Genomic DNA, 24710 nt, shown 5'->3' with positions numbered 1-24710 from the left:
GCCTCAGCCCGTCTTGTCCTGCTTGCCGGCCTCGGGCGCGGTGGCCGCACCCTCGGCGGCCGGGGCAGCCGGTGTCGCCGCGCCGGAAGCGGCCGGGGGAGCCCCGGGAGCGGGGGGCGCGCCGGCGGGCGGCCCCGGCTGGCGGCGCGGGCCGGCCGGCGGGTCGGGATAGCGCTTGCGGTATTCGGTCAGGAACTCCGACAGCGTGTCGGCGCTGGCGATCGAGCGGGCCAGTTCGCGGTACTCGGCGGCGCGGGCGCCGCTCGGGGCCGTGACGACCGCAAAGGCACGGTTGTCGAAGCTGTCGGCCATCTTCGGCGCGAACTTGGCGCGCAGGCGCTCGAGCGAGAGGGTGTCGTCGGCAATGCCGTAGGCGATCGCGGCGCGCAGCACGTCGGCGCGCTGGCTCTCGTCCAGCGGCGCGGCGCCCTGCCAGGCGTCCCCGACGATCCGCTCGAACTGCTCGCCCGCCTCGCGCCAGCGCCGGCCCTGCCACTGGATGTCGGCACGCAGGCGCTCGACCTCGGGACCCTCTTCGCCGGCGACGAGTTCCAGCGCGAGGTCGCTGCGCGACAGGTCGGACAGGGCCCGCGCCTCCAGCAGCGCGCGGCTGCGCTTGATCTCGGCCGGCAGCTCGGCGATGCGGCTGTCGCGCAGCGCCTGGTAGGCCTTCGCCGGCTGGCGGTTCATGAGGTAGATGACCGCGAGCCGCGACGCGACGGTCGCCTTTCCGGCTCCTGAGAGGCGGTTGTCGACCTGGTACTGGAGGAGGTCCGACGCCTCGCCCAGGAGGTCCAGGCTGATGAGACGCTCGGCCAGGCGCCGGATCATCTCGTCGCCCCGCCGGCCCGGCGGCGTGAACTCCTTGAAGTCGAAATACAGCGCGAGGGCGTCCAGCCGCGGGATCTGGTCCGCCTTGTTGTCCAGGAACAGCGCCTCGAAGCGGCTGCCGGCTTCCTCGTAGAGCGTGCGCGCCTCGTCGTTGTCGGGGAACAGCTCGTTCGCCCGCCGCGCCATGGTGAAGGCGTCGCGCCAGCGGCCCTCGTCGGCATAGAGCCGGCCGAGCTGGCCCAGCGCCTTGGCCTCCACCTCGTCGCCGCGCCACGACACCGACAGCGACTCCAGCGCCGCGATGGCGGCCTTGCGTTCGATGCTTCGGTCGCGCAGCGCCAGCAGGATCTTGTAGAGCCGGGCGCGGGCCTCGACCGGGCGGTTCGCCTTCTTGGACAGGTCGTCATAGGCCTGCGCCGCTTCCTCGACGCGCCCCTGCCCTTCCGCGATCCGCGCGGCCAGCAGCCGCAGGCGTTCGCGGTCCACGTTCTCGGGATCGAGCCCGTCGAGCGTCTCCAGGACGCGCTGGGCCAGTCCGAAGTCGCGGCCCTCGATGGCCGCCTCGGCATAGGCCGGTCCGATGAGGCCCTGCAGGTCTTCGGGATACGCCGTGAGCAGCGATCCGCTGCGGCGGAAGTTGGCCAGCGACTGTGGCCAGCGGCGCTGCAGGGCGTCGGTGTAGGCGCGCCAGAGCTGGCCTTCCTGGTCGTCCTTCAGGGTATCGACGGCCAGGAGCTTGGCCGCCTCCGGGACCCGGTTGGCCATGATCGCGGCGACCGCCGCCACGATCTGGGGCTGCTTCTCGCGGGCGAGTTCGGTGTCGTCCGCCATGGCGACACCGATGGTGCCCATGGCTTCCGGCGCGAGGCCGTTGGCGATCTCGTAGCGGGCGAGCGCCACACGGGCGTCCGAGCGCTGGCGCTTTGGCGCGTCGGCCGCGATGCGCATGAGCTCGCGGCCACGCTCGCGCACGTTGCCCGAGCGGTCCTTGGACCACTGGGCCCGGTCGAAGGTGAGCTTGGGCAGCGGCGTGCCGGTCGCGGCCTCGGGCCGGTCGACGAGAAGCGAAACGGAGAGGCCGCCGTCCTTCGTGACGAGCACCTCGTCGATGCCCGACTTCACGACGAGGTCGTCCGCGAAGGGGGTGATGGCCATGCCCTGGGCCGTGGGCAGAGCCTTGAAGTCCACGAACGTCGCCGGCTTGATGACGCTGTGCACGGCGTCGCGGCCCGTCACGATGGCGATCTTGTCGCCGACGTCCGGATCATCCACCCAGTGCACGCCCGACACGTCCTTGAACACAGAACGCACCACGGTGCGTCCGTCGGCATCCGCGTCGCGGGTGAAGGTGAGCGGCTCGGAAGAGCCCGCGATGTCGTCGCCCAGCGTCACGGTCCAGCCGGCGTCGGTGGCAGCGGCCCGCACGAGGACCGGCCGGGACAGGGGCAGCCGCATGATCGACAGCCGCCCCGCGCGCCGCAGTTCGGGCTTGCCGACGACGCCGGGCGCCACGAGGCCGATCTGCGAGGGATCGAACGTGGCCTTCGTCTCCACCGCCACCCACACGGTGCCGGCGCGCTCGAAGACGGCCACCGGCGTGCGCACCGGGATCGGCATGGTCAGGCGCACCGACCCGCGCTCGGCGGCGACGCCGACCTTGATCTCGGTCTTCTCGTCGGCGGCGGCGAAGGGGTCCTCGGCCTTGGCGCCGGCCGGCGCCGCCGCCGTGCGGGTGACCGTCGTCGGCGCGGGCGGCACGGCCGCCGCCTCGCCCTTGGCGGGCTCGCGCCCCTCGACCGGAGGCCGGGCCGCCGTTTCAGGACCGTGGTCCCCGGCCGGCTTGCCCGCCGCCTTGGGATCGGGCTTGGCGGCGCCCGCCGCGGCGTTCGCCTCCGGCTTTGGCGCGGGCTTGGCCGTCGGGATGTCGACCACGTAGGTCTCGTCCTCGCGGAAGCCCCGCACGTCGACATCGGTCGGCACGGTCAGCGTGAGGCGCAGCGCGCTCGACGCGGACACCGCCTCGACCGCCTTGACGCTCGCCGGCAGCACGGACTTCAGGCGTCCGGCATCGATCTTGAGGTTGCTGTCGAACAGGAGCTCGACCGCTTCACCATCGCGCTTGAAGCTGACCGGGGCCACCGCCGGAACCTCGAAGATGACGCGCGTGAAGGTAGGCGTCGTGCCGATGCGGAAGGCGAGATCGCGCGGCTCCTCGGACGCCTTCTTGCGCATCAGCCGGCGCGCGATCTCCTCGGCTTCCCGGGCACGCCGGCTCAGGTCGTCCACGACCTCCTGCGGCAAGGCGGGAGGCGCCTGCTTCCAGGTCTCGGGCAGCAGGTCGAGAAAGAGCTGCTCGCCCGCCTCCATCATGTTGGGACGCACCGGGCGGGCCAGCGCCATGCGCACGCCCCTGCCGTCCGGATCGAGCCGCACGGCCGACACGTAGCTCGGCAGCTCGGCCTGGAGCTTGCTGATCGAGACGGAGACCGGCTTGTCGAAGGCGACGATCAGGATGCCGTTGCTGACCCGCACGGTGGCCTTGGGCAGCGTGTCGAAGGTGAAGACGGCGCGGGCGTAGCCGTTCATTTCGGTGCCGCGCAGGACAGCGGTGGCGTTCTGCGCCTGCGCCTGCGGCGCGGCCGTCAGGATCGCCAACGCGAGAACGAGCGCGCGCGCGGACCCGCGCATGCCTTCCCGACCGCCCTTGACCCTCAAACGCACCGATTACGCTCCTGCCACGCGGTTCCCCGCACAGGGGCTCCACCGTGGAAAGGTAAGGGAAAAGGGCTAATGGCCGATTAAACCGAAGACTCGGCTGTAAACGGATCGGCGACCTACGGCTTCCGGGGATCGATGGCCGGCAGTTCGCCGGCCGGCAGGGCACCCTCGCTGCGCCCTCCCCCGCCCGCGCGCAGCCCCTTGCTGGCGAGCTCGACGGTCAGCTTTCCGGCCGCCTCGGGGCTCATGGCGGCCAGGATTTCGGCCATCTTCTTGGGGTTCATGGCGTTGACGACCGGCACCAGGACGGGCAGGTCGAGCTTGTCGAACACCCTGGCCGCCTCTTTGGGCTTCATCGTCTCGTACATGGTGACGAGGTTGCGGATGGCCGGCGAGACGGGCCCGCCGCCGGCGGGGGACCCCGGCGCCGCCGCTCCCCCGGCCGCACCGTCCGGGCCGCCCGGAACCACGGTGCCGGTGCGGGCCTCGAGTTCCTTGAGCTCGTTGATGCGGCCCTCGAGCTTCTTGTCGGCCGCCTTGAGGAGGTTCTCGCGCGTCTCGATCTCGCGCTGGCGCTCGTCGAGCTGCTCGCGACGCTGGCCGAGCTTCTCGAGCAGCGCCTTCTCCGCCGGCGAAACCGCCGGCGCATCGAGATTGACCGGCGTGCCGACAGGCGGCGGAGCGGCCTTCTTGGGGTCCTTCTTCTCGTCCTTCTTCTCGTCCTTCTTGTCGTCCTTCTTCGGCTCGGGCGTGGAGCCGGTCGTCTCGGGATCGTAGTCGGCGTTGGGCCCGAACGAGAAGAGCCGGGCGCTGGCCGATGCCAGGTTCGCAAGGTTCGATGCCGACAGCGGGTCGTAGACGGGGCCGTTCAGGAACGCCACCGCCTTCAGCACCAGGAGCGCCGTTGCCGCACCCGCCATGGCGGGGAAGAGGCGCACCGCCATCCTCATGCCGCGCGACCGTTGACCCGCCTGTGAGCACGATCGGCGAAGGCCTGCGCCGCGGCGACCGTGGCGGCGAGACGGGCCTGGGGCTCGGGAGGCGCGGGGGGCGCAGGCGGGGCGGGTTCGGGCGCGCGCGGCGCCGGCTGCCGGCCGCCGGCGCTCTCGACGATGCGGGCGATGCGGGCGATCACGTCGTCGCCGGAGCGGATGTGGCCGGCGAGGTCGGCGGCCTGCCGCTCGGCGTCGCGCAGGTGGGCGGCGATGGTCTCGTCGCAGTCGGTGACGATGGCGCGCAGGCCCGCGACGGCCCGTTCGGCCTTCTCCGTCGCGGTGACCAGGTCGACGATCGTCTGGCGCAGCGTCGTCTCGTCGGCCTTCAGCTTGCGCAGCCGGCGATCGAGCGTGACGCACCAGACGATCGTGGTCGTCAGCAGCACGCAGACCAGCATCTCGATGAGGGCACCGATCATTTCTGGTCCTTCTTGGAGGCGGTGGCCTCGTAGGCCGCGAAGGTCATCTTCGACCGGCGCAGGGGCTTGTTGACGCGGATGGCGATGTGGTCGCCCATGCGGCCCATGCGCCCCTCCGACAGGAGCACGTCGCCGCATTTGAGCCGTACCGGAGAGTCGGGCTCCATGTCGAACATCAGCGTGTCGCCGACCTTGAGCGACATCATCTGGCGCAGCGGCAGCTGCGTCTCGTGCAGGATCGCCTGCACGTCGGCCCGCGCCTGCCAGATCTCGGTCGCCAGGTGGTCTTCCCAGATCGGATCGCGGCCGAACTTCTCGCCCATGAAGCTCTGCAGCAGGAGCTCGCGGATGGGCTCGATCGTGGCGTAGGGCAGCAGGATCTCGATCGACCCGCCGCGGCCTTCCATGTCGATGCGCAGCTGGATCAGGATGGCGGCGTTGGCCGGCCGCGAGATCGAGGCGAAGCGGGGGTTGGTCTCCAGCCGGTCGATGTTCAGGTGGACGGCCGAGAGCGGCTTGAAGGCGAGCTCGGTGTCGTCGAGCACGAGATCGAGCATGCGCCGCACGAGGCTGGTCTCGATGGTCGAGTAGGGCCGGCCGTCCATGCGCACGAAGGCGGTGGAGCGCCGGCCGCCGAGCAGCACGTCGATGACGGAGTAGGCGAGCGTCGAGTCGACCGTGATCAGGCCGAAATTGTCCCACTCCTCGGCCCGGAACACGGCCAGGATCGTCGGCAGCGGGATCGAGTTGATGTAGTCGCCGAAGCGCACCGAGGTGATGTCGGCGAGCGAGACTTCGACGTTGTCGGAGAAGAAGTTGCGCAGGCTCGTCGTCAGCAGCCGCACGAGGCGGTCGAAGACGATTTCGAGCATCGGCAGGCGCTCGTACGACACCATCGCCGAATCGACGATGGCGCGCAGGCCCGTGCGGTTGTTGAGGGCCGCGCCTTCCCCGGCAAAGCCCAGGAGGTTGTCGATCTCGTCCTGGTTCAGGAGACGATCGACCCCCGCGTCCGGCACGTTGGCCGTCGCGGCGGCCTCGATCATCGCCGTCCATTCGGCGGCGATCGAGTCCGATTCTCCTCCCGGCTTCGGATCGTTCTCGTCGGCCACGGGCCCTCTCCTACTGGATCAGGATTTCCTTGAAGAGCACCGCCTCGACCTTGGAGGGGTAGATCGCCACGTTGACGCGGCGCAGGAGCTCTTCCTTCAGGCGGTAGACACCGGCGGAACCCTCGAGGTCGGCCGGCCGCAGCTCTCGCGTGAACACCTGGAAAGTGTCCTCGATGCGCGGCAGCAGGGGCGTGACCTCCGCCACCAGCTTGGGATCCGACAGCTCGAGGCTGATCTTCATCTTGAGATAGCGAGGCCGCTCGACCTGCTGGAGGTTCTGGCCGGAGAGGTTGACCATCATCTCCTTCATGTCGAGGAAGGCGGTCTTCTTGTTGACCGCGGGCGCGGCGCCGTGCCCGTCGCCACCCGGCGCGCCGGCCGTCTGCTCGGCGGCCGCCTCGGCAGCCTTCTTCTTCGACCACCAGAAATAGCCGCCGCCGCCACCGCCGCCCAGGACGAGCAGGGCCGCCGCGGCGATGATGATCAGCTTCTTCTTGGAGCCGGCCGGCATCGCTTCCGCCTTGCTCTCGGCAGGGGCGGACGCTTCCGGGGCAGCTTCCTTCTTCGGCTTCTTCGCCATTCCAGCAACCGTCTGACCGCGGTGGCACTTCGCCACCTTCGCCTCTGCCCTACCTTGGGGAACCCACGGTTAACGAAGGTTTAAATTCAGCGTTCGACCGGCAAGACTTGCCGGGTTCTTTCTGCAGAGGCGGCCAAGGATGCCGGGGTCCGGTGCCCCCACCCGGCTCGCCAACCTCTTGAAAAACATAGACATTGATCCCGTCTCCGGCCGTGGCACGCCGATTGCGGTGATGGTCTGGCACGGGCCGCGCTGGGGAGCGTCGAGGCCTGAGCGGGAGACGGTCGGCCTTCGTGCCGCCCATGGGAGCTGACGACGATGGAGAATGCTCTCCTGATCGGTCTTTCGCGCCAGGTGGGACTGGCGCGCGAGCTCGAGGTGATCGCCAACAACGTGGCGAACATGAACACGACGGGCTTCAAGGCGCGCAGCCTGCGCTTCGAGGAGTACCTGATGCCGACCGCCAGCGCGGACGCGTTCATGACGCCGGACAAGCCTCTGTCCTACGTGGTGGACAAGGGCAGCGGCCTCGACCTGTCGGGCGGCGCCATCGAGCGCACCGGCAACCCGCTCGACATCGCCATCAAGGGCGACGGCGTGCTTGCGGTCAACACGCCGCAGGGGGAGCGCTACACGCGTAACGGAGCCCTGCAGATCAACGAGCGCGGCGAGCTCGTCACCAGCGACGGCTATCGCGTGCTCGGCGACGGCGGCCCGATCACCTTCGACGCCGCCGAGACCGGCATCGGCATCGGCAAGGACGGCACGGTCTCCTCGAGCCAGGGCACCAAGGGCAAGCTCAAGCTGATGGCGGTGAAGAACCCGGGCCAGCTCGAGAACGCCGGCTTGAACCTCTACACCGCCGCGACGCCGCTCACTGCCGCCACTGCGCGGGAGGTGCAGGTCGAGTCGGGCGCCGTCGAGCACTCCAACGTGAAACCGGTGATCGAGATGAGCCGCCTCATCGAGGTCAACCGCACCTACAGCACCATCGCCGCGCTGCTCCAGCGCAACGACGAGCTCAGCCGCACCGCGGTCGAGCGCCTTGCAGCCGTTCCGACCTGAGGAGCCTGACCCATGCGCGCCCTTTACGCCGCCTCGACCGGCATGCAGGCCCAGGAGCTGAACGTCCAGGTCATCTCCAACAACATCGCCAACCTGCGCACCACCGGTTACAAGCGCCAGCGGGCCCAGTTCCAGGACCTGCTCTACGACACGCTGCGCCGCGCCGGCACGGCGACCTCCGAGCAGAACACGCAGGTGCCCTCCGGCATCCAGCTCGGCTCGGGCGTGAAGACCGCCTCGACCGCCCGCGTCATGTCGCAGGGCACGCTGACGCCCACCGAGCAGCAATACGACGTGGCGATCCGCGGCGACGGCTTCTTCCAGGTGACCCTGCCCGACGGCCGTACCGCCTACACCCGCGACGGCTCCTTCGAGCTCGACGGCACGGGCCAGCTCGTCACCCATGACGGCTACCTCATCAACCCGCAGATCACGGTGCCGCAGAACGCGAGCTCGATCAGCATCAGCGCCAGCGGCATCGTGCAGGCCACGGTGCCGACCTCGACGACGCCCACCACGCTGGGCACCCTGCAGCTCGCCCGCTTCATCAACCGCGGCGGCCTGGAGTCCATCGGCGACAACCTGTTCGTCGAGACCGCCGCCTCGGGCCAGCCGATCACCGGCAATCCGCAGGCGGAAGGCTTCGGCTCGCTGCAGCAGTCCTATCTCGAGGAAGCCAACGTGAACGCGGTGACGGAGATCTCCTCCCTCATCGCCGCCCAGCGCGCCTACGAGATGAACGCCAAGGTCGTCACCGCGACCGACCAGATGCTCTCCACCACCTCGCAGATGTTCAGGGGCTGATCCATGATCATGCACCTTCTCCTCCGCACGGGCTTCGCGCTCACCGTCATCATCAGCTCGGTCCTGCCGCTGGCCGCCCAGCAGCCCCCCGCCCGGGTGGCGCTGCGCGCCGACGTCGCGGTGAACCGCGAGACCGTCACGCTCGGAGACCTCCTGGAGGTCTCCGGCGCCATCGCCGACACCCCCGTGTTCCGGGCTCCCGCCCTGGGCCGCAGCGGCACCATCCAGGTGAGCCGCGTCGTCGAGGCGGCGCGGGCGATGGGCCTCGAGCCCATCAACCGGGCGGCCGCCGCCCAGGTGACCGTCACTCGCCAGGCCCGCCGCATCTCCAAGACCGAGGTCGAGGAGATGGTGCGCCGCGGGCTGGGGTCCCGCTTCGGGATGGACCAGGCCGAGGTGTCGATCACCCTCGACAACGGCGAGAACGCGATCTTCGTCGAGCCCGAGGCGACCGGCGACCTCAAGATCGTCGACATCTTCCACGATCCCAAGGCCCGCCGCGTCGAGGCGGTGCTGACCATCCCCGCGAGCCGCAGCCTCACGGCCCGTCCGCTTCGCGTCAGCGGCTCGGTCGTCGACATGGTGGAGGTCCCCGTCCTGGTGCGCGCGGTCGCCCGCGGCGAGGCGATCCGGGCCGTCGACCTGCGGACGGAACGTCGGGCGCGGGCCGAACTGCCGGCAGGCGCCCTCACCGACGCCGGCAGCCTCACCGGCAAGGTCACGCGCAATGCCCTCGTGGCGGGATCGCTCCTGCGCGAAGGCGACCTCGTGAAGCAGGACATCGTCGAGAAGAACAGCATGGTCACGGTGGTCTACGAGGGGCCCGGCCTCTCGCTGAGCATGCGTGGCAAGGCCATGGAGGCGGGCGCCATGGGCGACGCCATCCTGATCCAGAACGTCCAGTCCAAGCGTGCGGTGCAGGGCACCGTCATCGGCCCGGGCAAGGTGTCGGTGAACTTCGGCGTGCCGGGTCCCGTCGCCGCCGTCCAGTCCACGCTCGAGTGAGGAGCCGTCCCATGATCAAGCGTCACACGCGCTCCACCCCCCTCTTCCGCAAGGCCGCGATGCTGCTGGCGGCGACGGCCCTGTGCGGCGCGCTGGCCGGCTGCGGCAGCGTCGACCGGCTGGCCAATGTCGGCAAGGCGCCGGCGCTGTCGGCCATCGAGGATCCCACGGCGCAGGCCGGCTACAAGCCGGTGCAGATGCCCATGCCCACGCCCGAGCCGGTGAGCTACGCGTCGAACTCGCTGTGGCGCCAGGGCTCGCGCGCCTTCTTCAAGGACCAGCGCGCCCGCCAGATCGGCGATCTCGTGACCGTGCGGGTCAAGGTCACCGACAAGGCCAACATCGACAACACCACCAAGCGCTCGCGCAGCAGCGCCGACACCATGACCGCGCCCAACCTGCTGGGATTCGAGAAGAACTACGGCAAGGTGCTGCCCGACGGCGTCGACCCGAGCTCGATGGTGGACACCTCCGGCACGTCATCCACCGCCGGTGCCGGCTCGGTCCGACGGTCCGAGGAACTCGTCACGAACGTGGCCGCGGTGGTCACCCAGGCGCTGCCCAACGGCAACCTCGTGATCGAGGGCAAGCAGGAGATCCGGGTCAATTTCGAGATCCGCGAACTGATCGTCGCCGGCGTCATCCGGCCCGAGGACATCGAGGGCGACAACACCATCGACTCGACCAAGATCGCCCAGGCCCGAATCGCCTATGGCGGCCGCGGCCAGATCACCGACGTCCAGCAGCCACGCTACGGCCAGCAGGTGATGGACATCCTGCTGCCGTTCTGAGGCGCCGCAGCCCCCTCCACACAGCTCCCGGAACGGCCGCACGCTCCCCACACGGCTGCCGTTCCACACCGGGGTCCCCGCTCCCCACATCGGGACCCCGAAAAAGCGACGGGCGGCGCCCCTCCCGAGGCGCCGCCCGCGCAAACCTTGTCCCCTCGCCTGGCCCGCTCAGTCGTCGCGGTAGACGCGCTCGTTGCGCTCGTGGCGTTCCTGGGCCTCGATGGACAGCGTCGCGATCGGACGCGCCTCGAGGCGCTTCAGGGAGATGGGCTCGCCCGTCTCCTCGCAGTAGCCGTAGCTGCCGTCCTCAATCCGCGCCATGGCGGCGTCGATCTTGGCGATGAGCTTGCGCTGGCGGTCGCGGGCCCGCAGTTCGATGGCCCGATCGGTCTCCGAGGAGGCCCGGTCGGCCAGGTCCGGGTGGTTTTCGCTCTCGTTCTGGAGGGCTGCGAGGGTCTCGCGGCTCTCCTTCAGGATCTCTTCCTTCCACGTCATGAGCTTGCGCCTGAAGTACTCCTTCTGGCGCTCGTTCATGAAGGGCTCGTCGTCACTTGGCCGGTACGCGGCCTCGAGAGTCGTGCTTGCCATCGGTGCCTTTACAGGTGGTGCAGACGTTGCAGCCTTTGCGACAAACCGTCGGCCCTTTCGGGCGGCGCGGACTATAGCGACGCACCTACCCCGCGGCAACGCTGATGATCGTCACGGGACCGCGATATTCGGGGGTAAAGAGGGGCGATTCTGGGGAAAAGTCGCTCGCAAGCGACCAATCCGACGGCCCTCCGCGACCACACCTCTGCCCCTGGGCATGGACGGATCCTCTCTGACCCTTTGCGAGCCCGCCACCGCACCGGTCGCGCCGCGGGTTCGCTCGACTTCTCCCGGCGTCCCGAGCAAGATCGATCCCCTCGTGCACCATGCGGCACACGCCTGCTTTATCCATTTTCACGAAGACGCGTCGCCAGCGCCCTTTCGAGGTCCCTCGTTGTCTCCAGGTGTTCCAGTCGATCCGCATCCCAGGCCGTTCCCCCAACACATCGTGCATCGAGGCCGTGCGGTCACGCTCGAACCGCTGGACGTGGCGCACGCGCCAGACCTCTGGGAGGCGGCGCGGGACGCGGAGGCCTCGTGGGCCTATCTGCGCTACGGGCCGTTTCCGGACGCCGGGAGCTTTGCCCGTCACGTGGAATCGCTGGCTCAGCGTCAGGACCAGCCGTTCTGGGCCGTGCGGCCGGCATCGAGCGGCAGGGCCGAGGGCTGGCTGTCGCTCTGCGACATCTACCCGTCGGACGCGGCCATCGAGATCGGCAGCATCTGGTTCTCGCCGCGGCTGCAACGCACGCGCGCGGCGACGGAGGCCGTGGTCCTCCTCATGCGCCACGCCTTCGACGAGCTCGGGTACCGGCGGCTCGTCTGGCGCTGCCAGACGGTCAACGCGGCCTCGGCGCGGGCGGCCGCGCGCTACGGGTTCAGGCCCGAGGGCGTCTGGCGCGCCGCCGCGGTCGTCAAGGGGGTCCAGCGCGACGTGGCCTGGTTCTCGCTGCTGTCCGAAGAATGGCCGGCGCGCAGGGCGGCGCTGGAGGCGTGGCTCGACGACGAAAACTTCGGCGCGGAGGGCCGGGCGCGACGGGCGTTGGAACGGGCATGACCACGGATGGCGCGCCGATCCGACACACAGAGCCTCGCTGAGGTTCCTCAGAACTGGAAGTAGATGAACTCGTAGTTCGCGTCGTCGCCGATCTTCAGCAGCACCACGGTGAAGGCCACCGCCAGCAGCACGGCGACCCACGCCCGCGGCGCGAAGCGCTGGGAGATCGTCCAGGCGGTGGGGCCGAGCATGGCGACGAGGGCGGCCACCACCAGCATCCGCCACTTGAAGCCGGAGCCGAGCGGGGCAAAGCCCGCCATGGCCTTGTAGAGGCGGGCCGCCGCCTCGAACGTCTCGGCCCGGAACAGCACCCAGGTGAGCGCGACGAAGAGGAAGGTCAGCGCCCAGCCGAGCACCTTCGGCATGGCGAGGCCCGCCCTGCGCCAGGCGAGGCCCGCGGCGAGGCCCACGCCGTGGGCGAGCCCCCAGGCGATGAAGGTGAAGCCGGCCCCGTGCCAGAGGCCGCCCAGGCCCATGGTGGCGGTGAGCGCCAGCATCTGGCGCGGTACGCCGTGGCGGTTGCCGCCGAGCGGGATGTAGAGATAGTCCCGCAGGAAGCGCGACAGCGTCATGTGCCAGCGGCGCCAGAAATCCTGGAGCGACAGGGCGCGGTAGGGCACGTCGAAGTTCTGCGGCAGTACGATGCCGAGCATGAGCGCGAGGCCCAGCGCCATGTCGGTGTAGCCGGAAAAGTCGAAATAGATCTGGAAGGTGAAGGCCAGGACGCCCTGCCAGGCTTCCAGCACGGTGAGCGGCGCGCCCGAGGCCGCCGCCTTGAACACGGGCTCGGCATACTCGGCCAGCGGATCGCCGATGAGGGTCTTCTTGGCGAGGCCCAGCACCAGGAGGACGATCCCTCGCCCGGCGCGCTCCTCCCACCCCTGCCGCAGCGGATCGAGGTCGAACTGCTTGATGATCTCGCTCCAGCGCACCAGGGGGCCGGCGAGAACCTGCGGGAAGAAGGCGATGTAGAGGCCGTAGCGCACCAGATCGAGCCGCGGCGCGCGCCCGGCTCTCAGGTCCACCAGGTACATGACGTGGTGGAAGGTGAAGAAGCTGATGCCGAGCGGCAAGGCGAGGTCGGGCCTGGTGACCGGCAGGCCCATCTGGTTGGCGATGGACGCGAAGAAGCCCGCATATTTGAAGACGGCGAGAACCGCCAGGTTCAGCACGATGGCGGCGGGCACGGCGGCCTTCAGGCCACGGTCCTGAAAGGCCTGCGCGGCGACCCAGTTGATGCACACGGAGACGAGCAGCAAGGGCAGGAAGCGCCAGTCCCACCAGGCGTAGAACACGCAGGAGAGCACCAGCAGCACCGGCAGCCGCAGCGCCGGGGCATACCGCGACACGGCCGCATACAGCGCCAGCGCGATCGGCAGGAACCCGATCAGGAAGACATAGGAGTTGAAGAGCATCGGAATCCCGTCGTGCGCGGGCCGATGCCTTAACACAACCTGCGCCGAATCCGGCAAGGCTTTGAACGGACGCGCGCCGGGCCGTTTCCATTCGGGAGATGTTTGCGCGAACCATTCCGCGGCCGGGCCCCGCGGCCGCCTGCGCAATTGCCGATCCGCCGTCTTGCCCGGGCATACCCCACGCATCCACGACTTTGCCGGGGCCATTCTCAAGTCGTGGATGGCCGGGTCAGGCCCGGCCAGGACGCGGAGAGGGAACTGCCAGCTGGACCGGTCGGCCGTCGGCGCCGCTCACCGCCCCAGCTTGGCGAGTTCCACGGCGGCGCGAAGCTCGATATGCGCGATCACCTCGTCCAGGCGGGGATCGTCGGAGGTCTCGCGCCGCTGCTGCAGCATGGTCTGGAGGCGGGCGAGCTCGGACACCTGCACGCGGCCGGCGATCAGCGCCGCCTTGATCGTGTCGAGCACGTCGAGGATGTCGCTGCCGCGCTTGGCGATGCGCCGGCGGCGCTGGGTGGGATCCTCTTCCGCTTGCAGCACCAGCAGCGCGTCGATGCCGGCGAGGCTCGTCGAGGACGAGGCCGCCGCGGCGCCTCCCCTCGCCTCCTCGGCCGGGGAATCCAGGGTGAACCCGCGCGAGGTCGACCGCCGTGGGCTCGCCGCGGCGGTGGACAAGGGCATTTTGGGGTCGATGCGCATGGCGGCAGGCCCTCGGGGTTCACGCCCGAGCTTTGCCGCCCATGGTTAAGCACCGGTTAACGGCTGGGCAGGTTTTGCCGGAGCGCCGCGAAACAGCACGGCAAGGTTTCCCGTCCATAACGGGCATCGAGTCAAATCGGACAGAAAAAACAGCCACTTGCCGGGTGGCACGCGGCTCGCACCGGGTCAGCGCCACAGGAAGCCGCCATGACACTGGTCCGTCGCCTTTCCCGCATCGTCGCCGCCCTGGTTCTCGCCGGGGGGATCGCCCAGGCCATGCCCGCCTCGGCCGCCAGCTCGCGGATCAAGGACCTCGCCTCGATCGAGGGCATCCGGCAGAACCAGCTCATCGGCTACGGGCTCGTGGTCGGTCTCAACGGCACCGGCGACAGCCTCGCCAACTCGCCCTTCACCAAGCAGAGCCTCACCGCGATGCTGGAGCGGCTCGGCGTGAACACCCGCGGCGCCAACCTGCGCACGGCCAACGTCGCGGCGGTGATGGTGACGGCGAACCTGCCCGCCTTCGGAACCCAGGGCACCCGCCTCGACGTCACGGTGTCGGCGCTGGGCGATGCCAAGAGCCTGCAGGGCGGCACGCTGCTCGTCACGCCCCTGCTCGGCGCCGATGGCGAGGTCTACGCTGTCGGCCAGGGTGCCGTGTCCATCTCGGGCTTCGCCGCCCAGGCCGACGCCGCCAGCGTCACCCGCGGCGTGCCGACGGTGGGCCGGATCGCCAACGGGGCCCTGGTGGAACGCGAGATCGAGTTCCAGTTCCGGACGCTGAAGACCCTGCGCCTGTCGCTGCGCAACCCGGACCTGACGACCGCCAAGCGCATCGCCTCGGCCATCAACGACTTCATGGGCGGCGACACCGCCGAGCCCACGGACCCCTCGACCGTCAGCATCCAGATCCCGCCCCGCTACCAGGGCAACATGGTCCAGCTGCTCACCGACATCGAGCAGCTGCGGGTGGACCCCGACCAGCTCGCCCGCGTCGTGATCGACGAGCGCTCCGGCATCATCGTCATGGGCAAGGACGTCCGCGTCTCGACCGTGGCGGTGGCCCAGGGCAACCTCACGGTCACCATCACCGAGCAGCCGGTGGTGAGCCAGCCAAACGCTCTCTCCAACGGTCAGACCACGGTGGTGCCGCGCAGCGGCGTCACCGTCGACGACGGCAGCGGCAAGAAGCTCGCAGTCGTGCGCGAGGGCGTGACGCTCAAGGAGCTCGTCGACGGCCTCAACGCGCTGGGCATCGGCCCGCGCGACATGATCAGCATCCTGCAGGCCATCAAGGCCTCCGGCGCCCTGCAGGCCGAAATCGAGGTGATGTGATGGCAACCGCCCTTTCGACGACGCCGACGATCCCCGGGACCGCCAGGATCCCCTCCCCCAGCCAGCGGGACGCCAAGCTCTGGAAGACGGCGAGCGAGTTCGAGACGCTGTTTCTGGAGAACATGTTCGGCCACATGACGTCGGGCCTCGGCGGCGAAGGGCCCCTGGCGGCGGAAGGCACGGGCGGCCAGATCTGGCGCGACATGCTGACCAAGGAATACGCCTCCGGCATCAGCAAGGCCGGCGGCGTCGGCATCGCCTCCAACATCTACAATGAACTCCTCAAGATCCAGGGAGGTGCCCATGCGTCCCGCTGAGCCCGCTCCCAAGGCCGCCGTCACGTCTCCGCGCGACGCCGAAGCCATGGTGGAAGCCCTCATCGGCCTCATGGGATCCCTGAACCGGGTCGTGCTGGACGAGACGGAGCTGCTGCGCGCCTCGCGTCTGCGCGAGGCCGCGACCCTCGCCGACGCCAAGTCCGACGCCGCCAAGGCCTATGTCCAGGGCCTGGACGCCCTCAAGTCGAACGCCATCGCGCTCGCCCGCTGGGCCCCCGCCTCCGTCGCGCGCCTCAAGCAGGCGCAGGCGTCGCTGGCGGAGGCGCTCAGCGTCAACATGGCCGTGCTGGCCACGGCCCGCTCGGTCTCGGAAGGGATCGTGCGCAGCCTGGCCGCGGAGGTCGACGCGCCGCGCACGCTCAACACCTACGGCCAGGGCCGGCAGCGCCCGGCGTCCCGCCAGTCGCCGGGTCCGTTGATGATCTCGAAGAGCCTGTGAGCTGCGCCAAGGGCGCGCCGCCGTCAAAAACGTGCATACAAAGAATTTTACAATCTCGGGTAACAGCGATTTCGGACTCCTCAGGTAACCGATAGGGGACGACCAGAAGCAGGTCGTACCGTCGAGAGGATTTCGACATGGACATCGGCCCCCTGAACCGGCCGACGCAACAGCCGGCCCCCGTGGTCGCCCGACCGGACCCGCAGCCCGTGCGGGAGGCCGTGACCACGGAATTGTCCCCCGCCAAGACGGTGACGGCGACGGCGCCGACCGAGGCCGCCAGCGTCGAGATTTCGCGCGCCGCCCGCGCTCTGCAGGACAGTTCCACCGAGGAAGTCCGCAAGCAGACGACCAAGGACCAGGACACCAACGCCCTGGTGTTCCGCAAGACGGACACGCGCACCGGCGAAGTCGTGCAGCAGATCCCCGACGAGGCGATCCTGCGGCTGCGCGCCTATATCGCCGCTGCCCAGGCCAAGACGAAGCCCGACACGCCTGCCGACGTGGAGCACGTCGCCAAGTCCGCGTGAGCGGTTCTCCCCCGCGCCCCTTGGCGGACCCATTCCATACAATTTGAAGCAAATGCGAGCGGACCGATTTGCGGGACGCTCACGAGGTTTTCTTACGTCGATTTAAGTCGAATTCGTGCACAAAGCGACACATTGAACCTGTCTGTATTTTCAAAGGTGATTTATGGCGTCGTTGTCGGGTCTCGATTCTTCCCTCGTGTCCATGTTGTCGATGATGCGCGGCAACGCCGACGAGATCGACATGGTCAGCAAGCGCCTGTCGACGGGCAAGCGGGTGAACAGCGCCCAGGATGACCCGGAGGCCTTCTTCCGGGCCGAAAGCTACAAGGGCCGCGCCGAGGATCTCCTGCGTCTCAACGCCGACACGTCGGTGACGTCGCGGGCCCTGAAGTCGGCGAAGAGCGCTCTGGACACCATGAAGCAGCAGCTGGAGTCGCTGTCGCAGACCTTGAGCGACTCGCTGGAGACGAAGGTGGACGCGCTGGCGACCCGCGCCGTCTCGACGATGGGCTTTGCCGGCAGCGCGGCGAGCCTGGTCGGCACGGGCGCCACCCGCTTCAACGAAGGGGACGTCATCTCCATCGCGGTCGGCCCGGCCGGCACGAAGGTCTATTTCAAGATGACGACGACGGCCCCCGCCGGCGGCGGAGCCCAGCTGACCGGGTCGACCGCTCCCGCCGCGGGATCGGCCGCCAACCCCATCGCGGTGGGCAAGGTCCAGGACTTCATCGATCAGCTCGGCAAGCTCTCCTTCGCAGACGGTGCCACCACCCACGCCGTGTCGGCGAGCCTGGACGGCGGCCAGCTCGCCCTGACCACCGACGCGACGATGACGATCACGCTGGAGGCCAACGGCGCCGGGACGGCCGTCAACGACCTGGGCAAGATGTTCTCGGGCCTGTCCGCCTCCACCCTCGGCACGTCGACGAGTTCGGTCACCTTCGATCCCACCACCGTCTCCACCGCGGCCATGAAGCAGCGCGAGGAGACCTATCGCTCCTATCTGAGCACCATGCGGCAGATCGACCTGCTCGCCCGCGACTCGGGCGTCTCGCAGGTCGACAACATGCTCCTGGGCGACGGGAACGGCGGTGGCGCGAAGCTGAAGGTCCCGCTCAGCGACGGCGACGCGAGCGGGTTCGAGATGGGATTCTCGACCGCCAGCGACGCACAGGGCCTGGGGCTGGCATCCTCCTACGTGTCGCGGTTCGCCAAGGACGCGGATCTCGAGGGGGCCCTCGACAGCGTCCGCAACGCCCTGGCCACCGTCGAGACCCGGTCGGCGACGACGAGTTCGAACCAGCAGATGGTCGACAACCGCGTCACCTTCAACAAGGGCCTCGCCGACGTGCTCAACGCCGCGTCGAGCGACCTCACCTCGGCCGACCTGGACATGGAGACGGTGCGCCTGGCCTCCCTGCAGGCCAATCGCCAGGCCGCCATCAAGATGATCGCCGTGCGCATGGAAACCTCCCAGAGCCTGCTGAAGCTGCTTTGAGAGTGCGGCGGCGAGCCCTGGGGCTCACGCCGGCAGCAAGGCCTGGTCCCGGCACGTCGGCCGGGAGCAGGAGCGCCATGATCCGCAGAAGCGGGTTTCACGGAGTACAGAATGTACCAGTTCGCATCCGCGGCCTACGCCGCCACGGCGAAGCTCGCCCTGACGGGCACCGAGCTCCAGGCCGAAGTCCTGTTCGCGTCGGCGAGACGGATCCACGACCTGCTGAACGGCTGGCCCGCACCCCGGGAGGAGCTCGACGCGGTGCTGGACCATGCCACCCGCGTCTGGAGCCTGGTGCTGGGCGACGTCCTCGACGACGAGGAGATGCCGCAGGAGGGCCAGGACGCGGCGGCCCGGATTGCCGGTACGGTGTTCGACGCGCTTCACGCGGCGGTCGAGTCCCCCTCCGAGGAGACGCTGACCCGGTTGGTGCGGATCACGGCGCGCTACGCGCAGGCGTTGCGACGGGCATCGACACCCACCGAAACGAGGAAAAGGACTCTCGCCGAGCGGCTTAGGGCGAGATCCTCATCCCCGGCGCGCAATGACGGACGGGAACACGCGAAAGCTGAATCAGTCCACGCGGACCGCCGCGCAACGGCCTGACAACTCAGCCGTTTCTGCGCAGCCAGGCCTGCGGCCAATGGGTCACGAGCTGGCGGGTGAGCGTGCTCTCGTTGAACGGCGTCGGGGGCTCCGGCAGCAGGGTGAACTCAGGATGGCGCGCCGCGAAGTCCTCCGCGGCCCGGGACGGATTGTCCTCGGTCCACTCCGGCTTGCCGCGGGGCGTGTCGGCGACCATCGCCATGATGCCGTCGGTGGCCACGATGTAGGAGCCCGGGGTGACCAGGGGGGCGTAGGCCTCCAGTTCGGCGGCCACGTGCTCGCGGGTATGGTTGGAATCGAGCAGCACCATCACCCGCTTGTAGCCGGCGGCCTTGTCGCGGACCTGGGCCACGATGTCGGGCGCCGTGGAACTCCCCTCGACCAGCGTGATCCGCTTGAACAGCGGATGCGCCTCGATCGCGGTGCGGTTGTGCGGCCGGATCTCGATGTCGACGCCGATCACGTGCCCCTCGCCCATCGCTTCCAGGAGCGAGGCATAGAGGATCAGCGACCCGCCATGGGCGACGCCGGTCTCGATGACGAGATCCGGCTTGATGGCGTGGATGGCCTCCTGGACGCGCATGACGTCGTCCGGCATCTGGATGATGGGGCGGCCCATCCAGCTGAAGGTGTAAAGGTATTTCTGGTTCCAGCCGACCTTCACGTAGAGGTCGGCGATGGCCTCGAAAGCATCGTCGCTGTAGAGCGGAAGCGACGTCCGCACGTCCCCCTCGACGCGATCGAGCGTCCGCGCCTCGGTGTCGATGACGAGCTTCATGGCTGGCCTCCTGCCGCCGGCGAACGATCCGCCAAGTCCCGGCGCGTTCACCATGCCAAGGCTCGCGTTTCAGGAGCGTAAACGCTGGAGGAGGCCCCGGCGGTGGCAGGGAGAGGCGGCGAAACCGCCGCTCAACAGCCCCGCGCGGCACAAAATACAATCTAATCGAGCATATATCTCAAAAAACGACCTATGCGCGAAAGGTATCTTTAACCTTTCCCGTTAACCATGCCGGAAAGCGTGAAAACGATCGCGAGTGGAGCCGAGCATGGCCGAAGTCACCCTGTCGTCGGGAATCCGCGACGCACTGATGACGATTCAGAAGACGACGCAGCAGGCGCAGGAAGCGCAGACGCGGCTCGCGACCGGCAAGAAGGTCAACACGGCGATCGACAACCCGCTGAACTACTTCACGGCGGCGGGCCTCAACGATCGCGCCAACGACCTGGCCCTTCTCCAGGACGCGATGAGCAACGCGACCAAGACCATCGATGCCGCATCGTCCGGCATCGACGGCATGACTAAGCTCTTCCAGACCGCCCAGGGCCTGGCATCGGCCGCCGCCGCCACCACGGACGTGACGACCCGCACCAACCTGCGCACGCAGTACAACACGCTGCTCGCCCAGGCCGACGAGCTGATGAAGAACGCCGGCTTCAACGGGATCAACCTGCTGAACGGCGACAAGCTCACGGTGAAGTTCGACAGCTCGTCCACCACCGCGACGCTCGGCGTGCTGACGAACACCGCCTCCTCCGGCACGGGAGCGCTCACCGCCACGAACATCGGCCTGGCGACGATCGCAGCCGGCGCCTGGACGAACGGCGCGGGAACCGACACCACCGGCGACGCCAACATCCAGACCGCCCTCACCGCGCTGGCCAAGGCCATCAGCACCCTGCGCGCGGAAGCCAGCGGCCTCGGCGCCAACAACGCCATCGTCAAGACCCGCCAGGAATTCACCGCCGCGATCATCAACCACCTGAAGACCGGCGCCGACAACCTGACGCTCGCCGACGTGAACGAGGAAGGCGCCAAGCTGATCTCGCTCAACACCCGCGGCCAGCTCGCCCAGACCTCCCTCTCCCTCGCGTCGCAGCGCGAGCAGCAGGTCCTGCGTCTCTTCAGCTGATCGGGGCGCGTTGCGCCGCCGCGCGCCGTTCCGTGCGATTCGAGGCGAAAGCGCGCCGTCCCGTTCACCCGCCGGTCGCAGGCTCGGCGCCAAGGTCAGACCAGAGGTTCCCATGGCCCTACTCCAGGACGTGACGCTGAGCGAGCCGGAGCTGCGCGCCGACTACGAGCGTGCGCTGGCCATTCGGGCCGCCGCCGACCCGGACGTCACGGGCGAGGCCTGGGGCAAGGGGCGGATCTTCGTCTCCATCGCATCCTTCCGCGATCCGGAGACGCAGCTCACCGTCCGCGACATGTTCGAGAAGGCCGACCATCCCGAGCGCATCCATCTCGGGCTCGTGTGGCAGTTCGACCCGCAGGCCGACCTCGACTTCTTCGAGGTGAAGCCCACCCACCCCGGACAGATCCGCCAGCTCGACTTCGACTGGCGCGCCAGCCGCGGCGTCTGCTGGGCCCGTTTCCTCGCCCAGGCCATGTGGCGCGGCGAGGAGTACTTCTTCCAGACCGACTCGCACATGCGCTTCGAGAAGGGCTGGGACACCTTGCTCATCGAGGACATCGAGTCCTGCCCCGGCGAGAAGTCCGTCCTGGCGTCCTGCGCGCCGCCCTATCTGTCGCCCGGCGACCTGATCACCGAGGTCTATCCGGGGCTGGTGACGACCTACGGCTTCATGGGCGACGGGCACATCCGCTTCACCGGCGTGTGGATGGGCGAGCCCATGCCCGAGCACCATCGCATGCCGTTCATCATGGCCGGCTCGCTGGCGGCCCGGTCGACGATGATCCAGGAGGTCCCCTACGACCCCTACGCCCACTTCGGCACCGAGGAAGTCAGCTACGCGATCCGCCTCTACACGCACGGCTGGGACGTCTACACCCCGCGCCACCGGATCGTGTGGCACCAGTTCCAGCGCAACAACACCATCAAGCGCCGCGAGATCGAAGGCGCCGACTTCAAGCATGACCGCGAGCTCAAGGCGATCGTCGGCTACCGCCGCTTCAACCACCTGAGCAACTACGCCCTCAGCTCCGATCCCGACGTGCTCCGGGACCTCGCCCTCTTCGGCCTGGGAACCGCACGCAGCATCGACGAGTACGAGGACTATGCCGGCATCGACTTCCGCCGCAAGCGGGCCAGCGAACACGCCATGCGGCTGCGCTGCATCGAGGGCATCGACGACCTGACCACCTTCAGGGTGCCGCCGCTGGACGACGAGGGCGCCGAGCGGCCCAACCTGATGCCCGAGAACGAGCGGCTGCTGCGCATCGTGCTGCGCACCTGGACGGTCGAGGCGCTCGCGGTCGAGATGGCCCAGCTCCTGGTGGCGGTGAAGACGATCCAGAACAACGGCATGCCGCCGGAGAAGTCCGTCGCCGATCTCGAAGCCGACTTCCGCAACTGGGACAAGAACGCGCTCGTTTCGGAACTGGCCCACCTCGCCTGGCTGGTGAACCAGCACAACGAACTCTCGAAGGCGGCCTGACGGCGACGCCGCACCCACGGGGACGAACACCATGCTCACAGCGCAGCCGTCGGTCGCAAGCGCCGTCCCCGTGAGCGAAGGCCCGGCGCCGCTCCTGTCCGTGGTCATCCCCAGCTACAAGCGGGCGATGCGGTTGGAACGCTCCTTCCGCTTCCACCTCAAGGCCTTCGCCGAGGCCAAGCACCCGATGGAATTCGTGGTGTTCGACAACGCCTCGCCCGACGGGACGGCCGAGGTGGTGGCCGACTGGATGTCCACGGACCCGCGCATCCGCCACGTTCGCCACAAGGAGAACCGGGGCTTCCGGCCGAACTTCCTGAGCGCCTTCCGCGGCGGCCGCGGCAAGTACCTCGTCTATCTGGCCGACGACGACCTGCTGATCCCGGAGATGATCGACAAGTACGTGGACCGCCTGGAGGCCGATCCCTCCATCGGCGCCATCTACGCGCCCTGGTTCCTGCTCGACGAGACCAAGAGCAGCAAGATCATGGGGGCGGCCTGGACGGCCGACAAGGAAGAGCGCTTCGAGCCGGGCGACCACGCGGCCTGCCTGGACTTCCTCCTCAAGCACCACGCCTTCCCGGAGATCTTCATCGTCCGCGCCGACCTGGTGCCCGAGACGTTCTCCACCTACTGCTCGGTCAGCTACCACTACTTCACGCTGCTGGCGCACCTCCTGGCCCGCACGACGGTCGTGTTCTCGCACGAGCCCTTCATGATCGTCACCGCGATCTCGCGCGACAGCCACGTCGGCAACGCCGAGACGCTCTACGGCTGGGACGAGTACCGCGGCGGCGTCGAGTACCTGGCGTCCTTCTGCCGGACCGATGGCCAGCCGACCTACCCGGACCTGCCCTCCCTGCTGCAGCGCATCCAGGGCTTCACGAACACCCGCATGTCGGTGGCGCTGCGGCTGCACACGGGAGCTCGCAACTGGCTCGTGGCCTGGCACCTCAACCGACGCCTGCTGGCCTACAATGTCCAGGCCATCGGGCGCGACATCCAGGCGGAGCTGTCGGGGCTGGCCGCGATGGAGGCGATCGTCCTGGAGTACGAGCGCGCCCACGTGGCGGAGATTGTCGCCTGCGAAAAGGTCTTCGCCATGATGCGGGAGGTGATCAACGTGCCCGCCGGCATCAAGCTCCTGTGCGAGACGGATTCCGACTTCGAGAAGCACACAACCGGCGGCGTCAGGGGCTACGTGACGTTCAATGACGTCCCCCTTCGCCCGCTGCGCGAGGGGGACATGGCGCTCGACCTCGCGGCCATGATGCGCCGCTTCGAAGCGCCGCTCTGACGCCGGGCCGGCGACCGGCCACCTGGAAAACCGCAAATCCGAGAGACACTTACGCCCGCTCCTCAGCGGGCGTTTTGCCGTGTCCGCCCACGATCGTGGTTAGCGAAGCCTGAAGCCAATCGCAAAGAATCGAACGAAAGTATTTTACAAGTATAGACCAAGTTAACGACCCGTTTCTGCTATTCATAATTGATTAAGGCGGCAAGATACACTTCTGGTTGCGAGCAAGAACGCTCAGTTTAAGCCCAGAAGGACCAAGATCATGGCCATCACTCTTTCGTCTGGCATTCGCGACGCACTCCAGTCGATCCAGCAGGCCACCAGCGCCGCTCAGACTGCTCAGACCCGTCTTGCGACCGGCAAGAAGGTCAACACCGCGATCGACAACCCGCTGAACTTCTTCACGGCGGCGAGCCTCAACGATCGCGCGAACGACCTTTCCGGCCTTCAGGACGCGATGGGCAGCGCGGTGAAGACGATCGACGCGGCCTCGGCCGGCGTCGACGGCATGACCAAGCTCCTGCAGACCGCCCAGGGTCTCGCGAGCACCGCGGCTGCCACCACCGACTCGTCCACGCGCGCGTCGCTGATGAAGCAGTACAACACGATCCTGGGACAGGTCGACGAGTTGATGAAGAACTCGGGCTATAACGGCACGAACCTTCTCAACGGCGACAAGCTCAATGTGAAGTTCGACTCCAGCACCACCACTGCCACGCTGTCGATCCAGAACCTGGCTACCGGCGCCCTCACGGCGACCGCGCTGGGTGTCGCGACGGGTGCGGCCGGTGCGTGGACGAACGGCGCGGGCACCGACACGACCGGCGACGTCGCCATCCAGACGCAGCTCACCAACGTCAGCAAGGCCATCTCGACCCTGCGCAGCGAGGCGAGCGCCCTGGGTGCCAACGGCGCCATCGTGAAGACCCGCCAGGACTTCACGTCGTCGATGATCAATACGCTGAAGACCGGCGCCGACCAGCTCACGCTCGCCGACGTCAACGAGGAAGGCGCCAACCTGGTCTCGCTGAACACGCGCGCCCAGCTGGCCCAGACCGCCCTCTCGCTCGCCTCGCAGCGCGAGCAGGCCGTTCTTCGTCTCTTCTGACGACGAGCCCGTTTCAGCGGATACAACAGGGGGCTGGGCCAGAAGGCTCGGCCCCCTTTTTCCGCCTGAAGCCAGGCTTATTGAGCC

General features: G+C 68.6%; 24 protein-coding genes. 15 read left to right on the top strand and 9 right to left on the bottom strand.

The features are described 5' to 3' along the window. Positions 1-3: 3 nt before the first annotated feature. The 5 genes from Q0Q47_RS20255 to Q0Q47_RS20235 all read right to left on the bottom strand — a co-directional run bounded on the left by Q0Q47_RS20255 (position 4) and on the right by Q0Q47_RS20235 (position 6655). On the bottom strand, positions 4-3552 hold the full coding sequence (locus Q0Q47_RS20255) for a tetratricopeptide repeat protein (RefSeq protein WP_293863792.1): 3549 nt from the start codon (positions 3550-3552) through the stop codon (positions 4-6). Between the two features lie 113 nt (positions 3553-3665). Further along, on the bottom strand, positions 3666-4487 hold the full coding sequence (locus tag Q0Q47_RS20250) for a hypothetical protein (protein ID WP_293863789.1): 822 nt from the start codon (positions 4485-4487) through the stop codon (positions 3666-3668). A gap of 8 nt (positions 4488-4495) precedes the next feature. Beyond that, positions 4496-4963: a DUF6468 domain-containing protein gene (locus Q0Q47_RS20245; protein WP_293863786.1), complete on the bottom strand. Its 468-nt coding sequence runs from the start codon at positions 4961-4963 to the stop codon at positions 4496-4498. Beyond that, positions 4960-6075: a flagellar motor switch protein FliM gene (gene fliM, locus Q0Q47_RS20240; RefSeq protein WP_293863783.1), complete on the bottom strand. Its 1116-nt coding sequence runs from the start codon at positions 6073-6075 to the stop codon at positions 4960-4962. The genes Q0Q47_RS20245 and fliM overlap by 4 nt, the downstream gene beginning before the upstream one ends. A 10-nt stretch (positions 6076-6085) precedes the next feature. After that, positions 6086-6655 (bottom strand): flagellar basal body-associated FliL family protein, encoded by a 570-nt coding sequence (locus Q0Q47_RS20235; RefSeq protein ID WP_293863780.1) that lies wholly within the window; start codon positions 6653-6655, stop codon positions 6086-6088. A gap of 318 nt (positions 6656-6973) precedes the next feature. On the opposite strand from Q0Q47_RS20235, the gene flgF reads away from it, so the two are divergent. The 4 genes from flgF to flgH are packed head-to-tail and all read left to right on the top strand — an operon-like array spanning position 6974 to position 10320. Then, on the top strand, positions 6974-7720 hold the full coding sequence (gene flgF, locus Q0Q47_RS20230) for a flagellar basal-body rod protein FlgF (RefSeq protein WP_293863777.1): 747 nt from the start codon (positions 6974-6976) through the stop codon (positions 7718-7720). A 12-nt stretch (positions 7721-7732) separates the two neighbouring features. Then, positions 7733-8524, top strand: coding sequence for a flagellar basal-body rod protein FlgG (gene flgG, locus Q0Q47_RS20225; RefSeq protein WP_293863774.1), 792 nt, complete (start codon positions 7733-7735; stop codon positions 8522-8524). Positions 8525-8533: 9 nt separating this feature from the next. Continuing rightward, positions 8534-9529 (top strand): flagellar basal body P-ring formation chaperone FlgA, encoded by a 996-nt coding sequence (flgA, locus tag Q0Q47_RS20220; protein ID WP_293863771.1) that lies wholly within the window; start codon positions 8534-8536, stop codon positions 9527-9529. Between the two features lie 59 nt (positions 9530-9588). Next, positions 9589-10320, top strand: coding sequence for a flagellar basal body L-ring protein FlgH (gene flgH, locus Q0Q47_RS20215; RefSeq protein ID WP_293863873.1), 732 nt, complete (start codon positions 9589-9591; stop codon positions 10318-10320). Positions 10321-10488: 168 nt separating this feature from the next. Here flgH and dksA read toward each other — a convergent pair whose 3' ends face one another. Further along, complete coding sequence (gene dksA, locus Q0Q47_RS20210; RefSeq protein ID WP_293863768.1) at positions 10489-10908, bottom strand: RNA polymerase-binding protein DksA; 420 nt, start codon at positions 10906-10908, stop codon at positions 10489-10491. 448 nt (positions 10909-11356) lie between these two features. Between dksA and Q0Q47_RS20205 the strand changes: the two genes are divergently transcribed. Then, the gene (locus Q0Q47_RS20205) at positions 11357-11965 is read left to right on the top strand and encodes a GNAT family protein (RefSeq protein ID WP_293863765.1); all 609 of its coding nucleotides are present in this window, start codon (positions 11357-11359) and stop codon (positions 11963-11965) included. A 47-nt stretch (positions 11966-12012) separates the two neighbouring features. On the opposite strand, the gene Q0Q47_RS20200 is transcribed toward Q0Q47_RS20205, so the two are convergent. Together Q0Q47_RS20200 and Q0Q47_RS20195 are read right to left on the bottom strand one after the other, a co-directional pair. Then, complete coding sequence (locus tag Q0Q47_RS20200) at positions 12013-13380, bottom strand: MBOAT family protein (RefSeq protein WP_293863762.1); 1368 nt, start codon at positions 13378-13380, stop codon at positions 12013-12015. 291 nt (positions 13381-13671) lie between these two features. Further along, a complete protein-coding gene (locus tag Q0Q47_RS20195; protein WP_293863759.1) occupies positions 13672-14061 on the bottom strand; it encodes a flagellar assembly protein FliX in 390 nt (129 codons plus the stop codon). A gap of 225 nt (positions 14062-14286) precedes the next feature. Between Q0Q47_RS20195 and Q0Q47_RS20190 the strand changes: the two genes are divergently transcribed. The 6 genes from Q0Q47_RS20190 to Q0Q47_RS20165 all read left to right on the top strand — a co-directional run bounded on the left by Q0Q47_RS20190 (position 14287) and on the right by Q0Q47_RS20165 (position 18825). Next, complete coding sequence (locus Q0Q47_RS20190; protein WP_293863756.1) at positions 14287-15414, top strand: flagellar basal body P-ring protein FlgI; 1128 nt, start codon at positions 14287-14289, stop codon at positions 15412-15414. After that, complete coding sequence (locus tag Q0Q47_RS20185) at positions 15414-15731, top strand: rod-binding protein (RefSeq protein WP_293863753.1); 318 nt, start codon at positions 15414-15416, stop codon at positions 15729-15731. The genes Q0Q47_RS20190 and Q0Q47_RS20185 overlap by 1 nt, the downstream gene beginning before the upstream one ends. Further along, positions 15718-16191 (top strand): hypothetical protein, encoded by a 474-nt coding sequence (locus tag Q0Q47_RS20180; RefSeq protein WP_293863750.1) that lies wholly within the window; start codon positions 15718-15720, stop codon positions 16189-16191. Before Q0Q47_RS20185 ends, Q0Q47_RS20180 begins: the two co-directional genes overlap by 14 nt. A gap of 137 nt (positions 16192-16328) precedes the next feature. Beyond that, complete coding sequence (locus Q0Q47_RS20175) at positions 16329-16721, top strand: flagellar protein FlaG (RefSeq protein ID WP_293863746.1); 393 nt, start codon at positions 16329-16331, stop codon at positions 16719-16721. Between the two features lie 202 nt (positions 16722-16923). Beyond that, positions 16924-18219, top strand: a complete 1296-nt coding sequence (locus tag Q0Q47_RS20170) for a hypothetical protein (protein WP_293863870.1) — start codon at positions 16924-16926, stop codon at positions 18217-18219. A 111-nt stretch (positions 18220-18330) separates the two neighbouring features. Then, positions 18331-18825, top strand: coding sequence for a flagellar biosynthesis regulator FlaF (locus Q0Q47_RS20165; protein WP_293863743.1), 495 nt, complete (start codon positions 18331-18333; stop codon positions 18823-18825). Between the two features lie 4 nt (positions 18826-18829). Here Q0Q47_RS20165 and Q0Q47_RS20160 read toward each other — a convergent pair whose 3' ends face one another. Continuing rightward, on the bottom strand, positions 18830-19603 hold the full coding sequence (locus Q0Q47_RS20160) for a cephalosporin hydroxylase family protein (protein ID WP_293863740.1): 774 nt from the start codon (positions 19601-19603) through the stop codon (positions 18830-18832). Positions 19604-19871: 268 nt separating this feature from the next. Between Q0Q47_RS20160 and Q0Q47_RS20155 the strand changes: the two genes are divergently transcribed. The 4 genes from Q0Q47_RS20155 (at position 19872) to Q0Q47_RS20140 (ending at position 24623) form a co-directional block, all read left to right on the top strand. After that, a complete protein-coding gene (locus Q0Q47_RS20155) occupies positions 19872-20735 on the top strand; it encodes a flagellin (protein ID WP_293863737.1) in 864 nt (287 codons plus the stop codon). Between the two features lie 112 nt (positions 20736-20847). Continuing rightward, positions 20848-22218 (top strand): GlcNAc-transferase family protein, encoded by a 1371-nt coding sequence (locus Q0Q47_RS20150; RefSeq protein WP_293863734.1) that lies wholly within the window; start codon positions 20848-20850, stop codon positions 22216-22218. 31 nt (positions 22219-22249) lie between these two features. Next, on the top strand, positions 22250-23515 hold the full coding sequence (locus Q0Q47_RS20145; protein WP_293863731.1) for a glycosyltransferase family A protein: 1266 nt from the start codon (positions 22250-22252) through the stop codon (positions 23513-23515). A gap of 262 nt (positions 23516-23777) precedes the next feature. Continuing rightward, positions 23778-24623, top strand: a complete 846-nt coding sequence (locus Q0Q47_RS20140) for a flagellin (protein WP_293863728.1) — start codon at positions 23778-23780, stop codon at positions 24621-24623. Positions 24624-24710: the final 87 nt, after the last annotated feature.

Source organism: uncultured Alsobacter sp., from assembly GCF_945952055.1.
Lineage (GTDB): Bacteria > Pseudomonadota > Alphaproteobacteria > Rhizobiales > Beijerinckiaceae > Alsobacter.
This window is presented reverse-complemented; position numbering and strand designations above follow the sequence as displayed.

What these genes read in the sequence shown, in the direction of transcription:
- Q0Q47_RS20170 (WP_293863870.1), top strand. Translation starts at nt 16,924, where the DNA reads ATGTTGTCGATGATGCGCGGCAACGCCGACGAGATCGACATGGTCAGC.
- Q0Q47_RS20180 (WP_293863750.1), top strand. Translation starts at nt 15,718, where the DNA reads ATGCGTCCCGCTGAGCCCGCTCCCAAGGCCGCCGTCACGTCTCCGCGC.
- flgG (WP_293863774.1), top strand. Translation starts at nt 7,733, where the DNA reads ATGCGCGCCCTTTACGCCGCCTCGACCGGCATGCAGGCCCAGGAGCTG.
- Q0Q47_RS20140 (WP_293863728.1), top strand. Translation starts at nt 23,778, where the DNA reads ATGGCCATCACTCTTTCGTCTGGCATTCGCGACGCACTCCAGTCGATC.
- flgA (WP_293863771.1), top strand. Translation starts at nt 8,534, where the DNA reads ATGCACCTTCTCCTCCGCACGGGCTTCGCGCTCACCGTCATCATCAGC.
- dksA (WP_293863768.1), bottom strand. Translation starts at nt 10,908, where the DNA reads ATGGCAAGCACGACTCTCGAGGCCGCGTACCGGCCAAGTGACGACGAG.
- Q0Q47_RS20185 (WP_293863753.1), top strand. Translation starts at nt 15,414, where the DNA reads ATGGCAACCGCCCTTTCGACGACGCCGACGATCCCCGGGACCGCCAGG.
- Q0Q47_RS20200 (WP_293863762.1), bottom strand. Translation starts at nt 13,380, where the DNA reads ATGCTCTTCAACTCCTATGTCTTCCTGATCGGGTTCCTGCCGATCGCG.
- Q0Q47_RS20190 (WP_293863756.1), top strand. Translation starts at nt 14,287, where the DNA reads ATGACACTGGTCCGTCGCCTTTCCCGCATCGTCGCCGCCCTGGTTCTC.
- Q0Q47_RS20165 (WP_293863743.1), top strand. Translation starts at nt 18,331, where the DNA reads ATGTACCAGTTCGCATCCGCGGCCTACGCCGCCACGGCGAAGCTCGCC.
- Q0Q47_RS20235 (WP_293863780.1), bottom strand. Translation starts at nt 6,655, where the DNA reads ATGGCGAAGAAGCCGAAGAAGGAAGCTGCCCCGGAAGCGTCCGCCCCT.
- Q0Q47_RS20150 (WP_293863734.1), top strand. Translation starts at nt 20,848, where the DNA reads ATGGCCCTACTCCAGGACGTGACGCTGAGCGAGCCGGAGCTGCGCGCC.
- flgF (WP_293863777.1), top strand. Translation starts at nt 6,974, where the DNA reads ATGGAGAATGCTCTCCTGATCGGTCTTTCGCGCCAGGTGGGACTGGCG.
- flgH (WP_293863873.1), top strand. Translation starts at nt 9,589, where the DNA reads ATGCTGCTGGCGGCGACGGCCCTGTGCGGCGCGCTGGCCGGCTGCGGC.
- Q0Q47_RS20245 (WP_293863786.1), bottom strand. Translation starts at nt 4,963, where the DNA reads ATGATCGGTGCCCTCATCGAGATGCTGGTCTGCGTGCTGCTGACGACC.
- Q0Q47_RS20195 (WP_293863759.1), bottom strand. Translation starts at nt 14,061, where the DNA reads ATGCCCTTGTCCACCGCCGCGGCGAGCCCACGGCGGTCGACCTCGCGC.
- Q0Q47_RS20145 (WP_293863731.1), top strand. Translation starts at nt 22,250, where the DNA reads ATGCTCACAGCGCAGCCGTCGGTCGCAAGCGCCGTCCCCGTGAGCGAA.
- Q0Q47_RS20160 (WP_293863740.1), bottom strand. Translation starts at nt 19,603, where the DNA reads ATGAAGCTCGTCATCGACACCGAGGCGCGGACGCTCGATCGCGTCGAG.
- Q0Q47_RS20175 (WP_293863746.1), top strand. Translation starts at nt 16,329, where the DNA reads ATGGACATCGGCCCCCTGAACCGGCCGACGCAACAGCCGGCCCCCGTG.
- Q0Q47_RS20155 (WP_293863737.1), top strand. Translation starts at nt 19,872, where the DNA reads ATGGCCGAAGTCACCCTGTCGTCGGGAATCCGCGACGCACTGATGACG.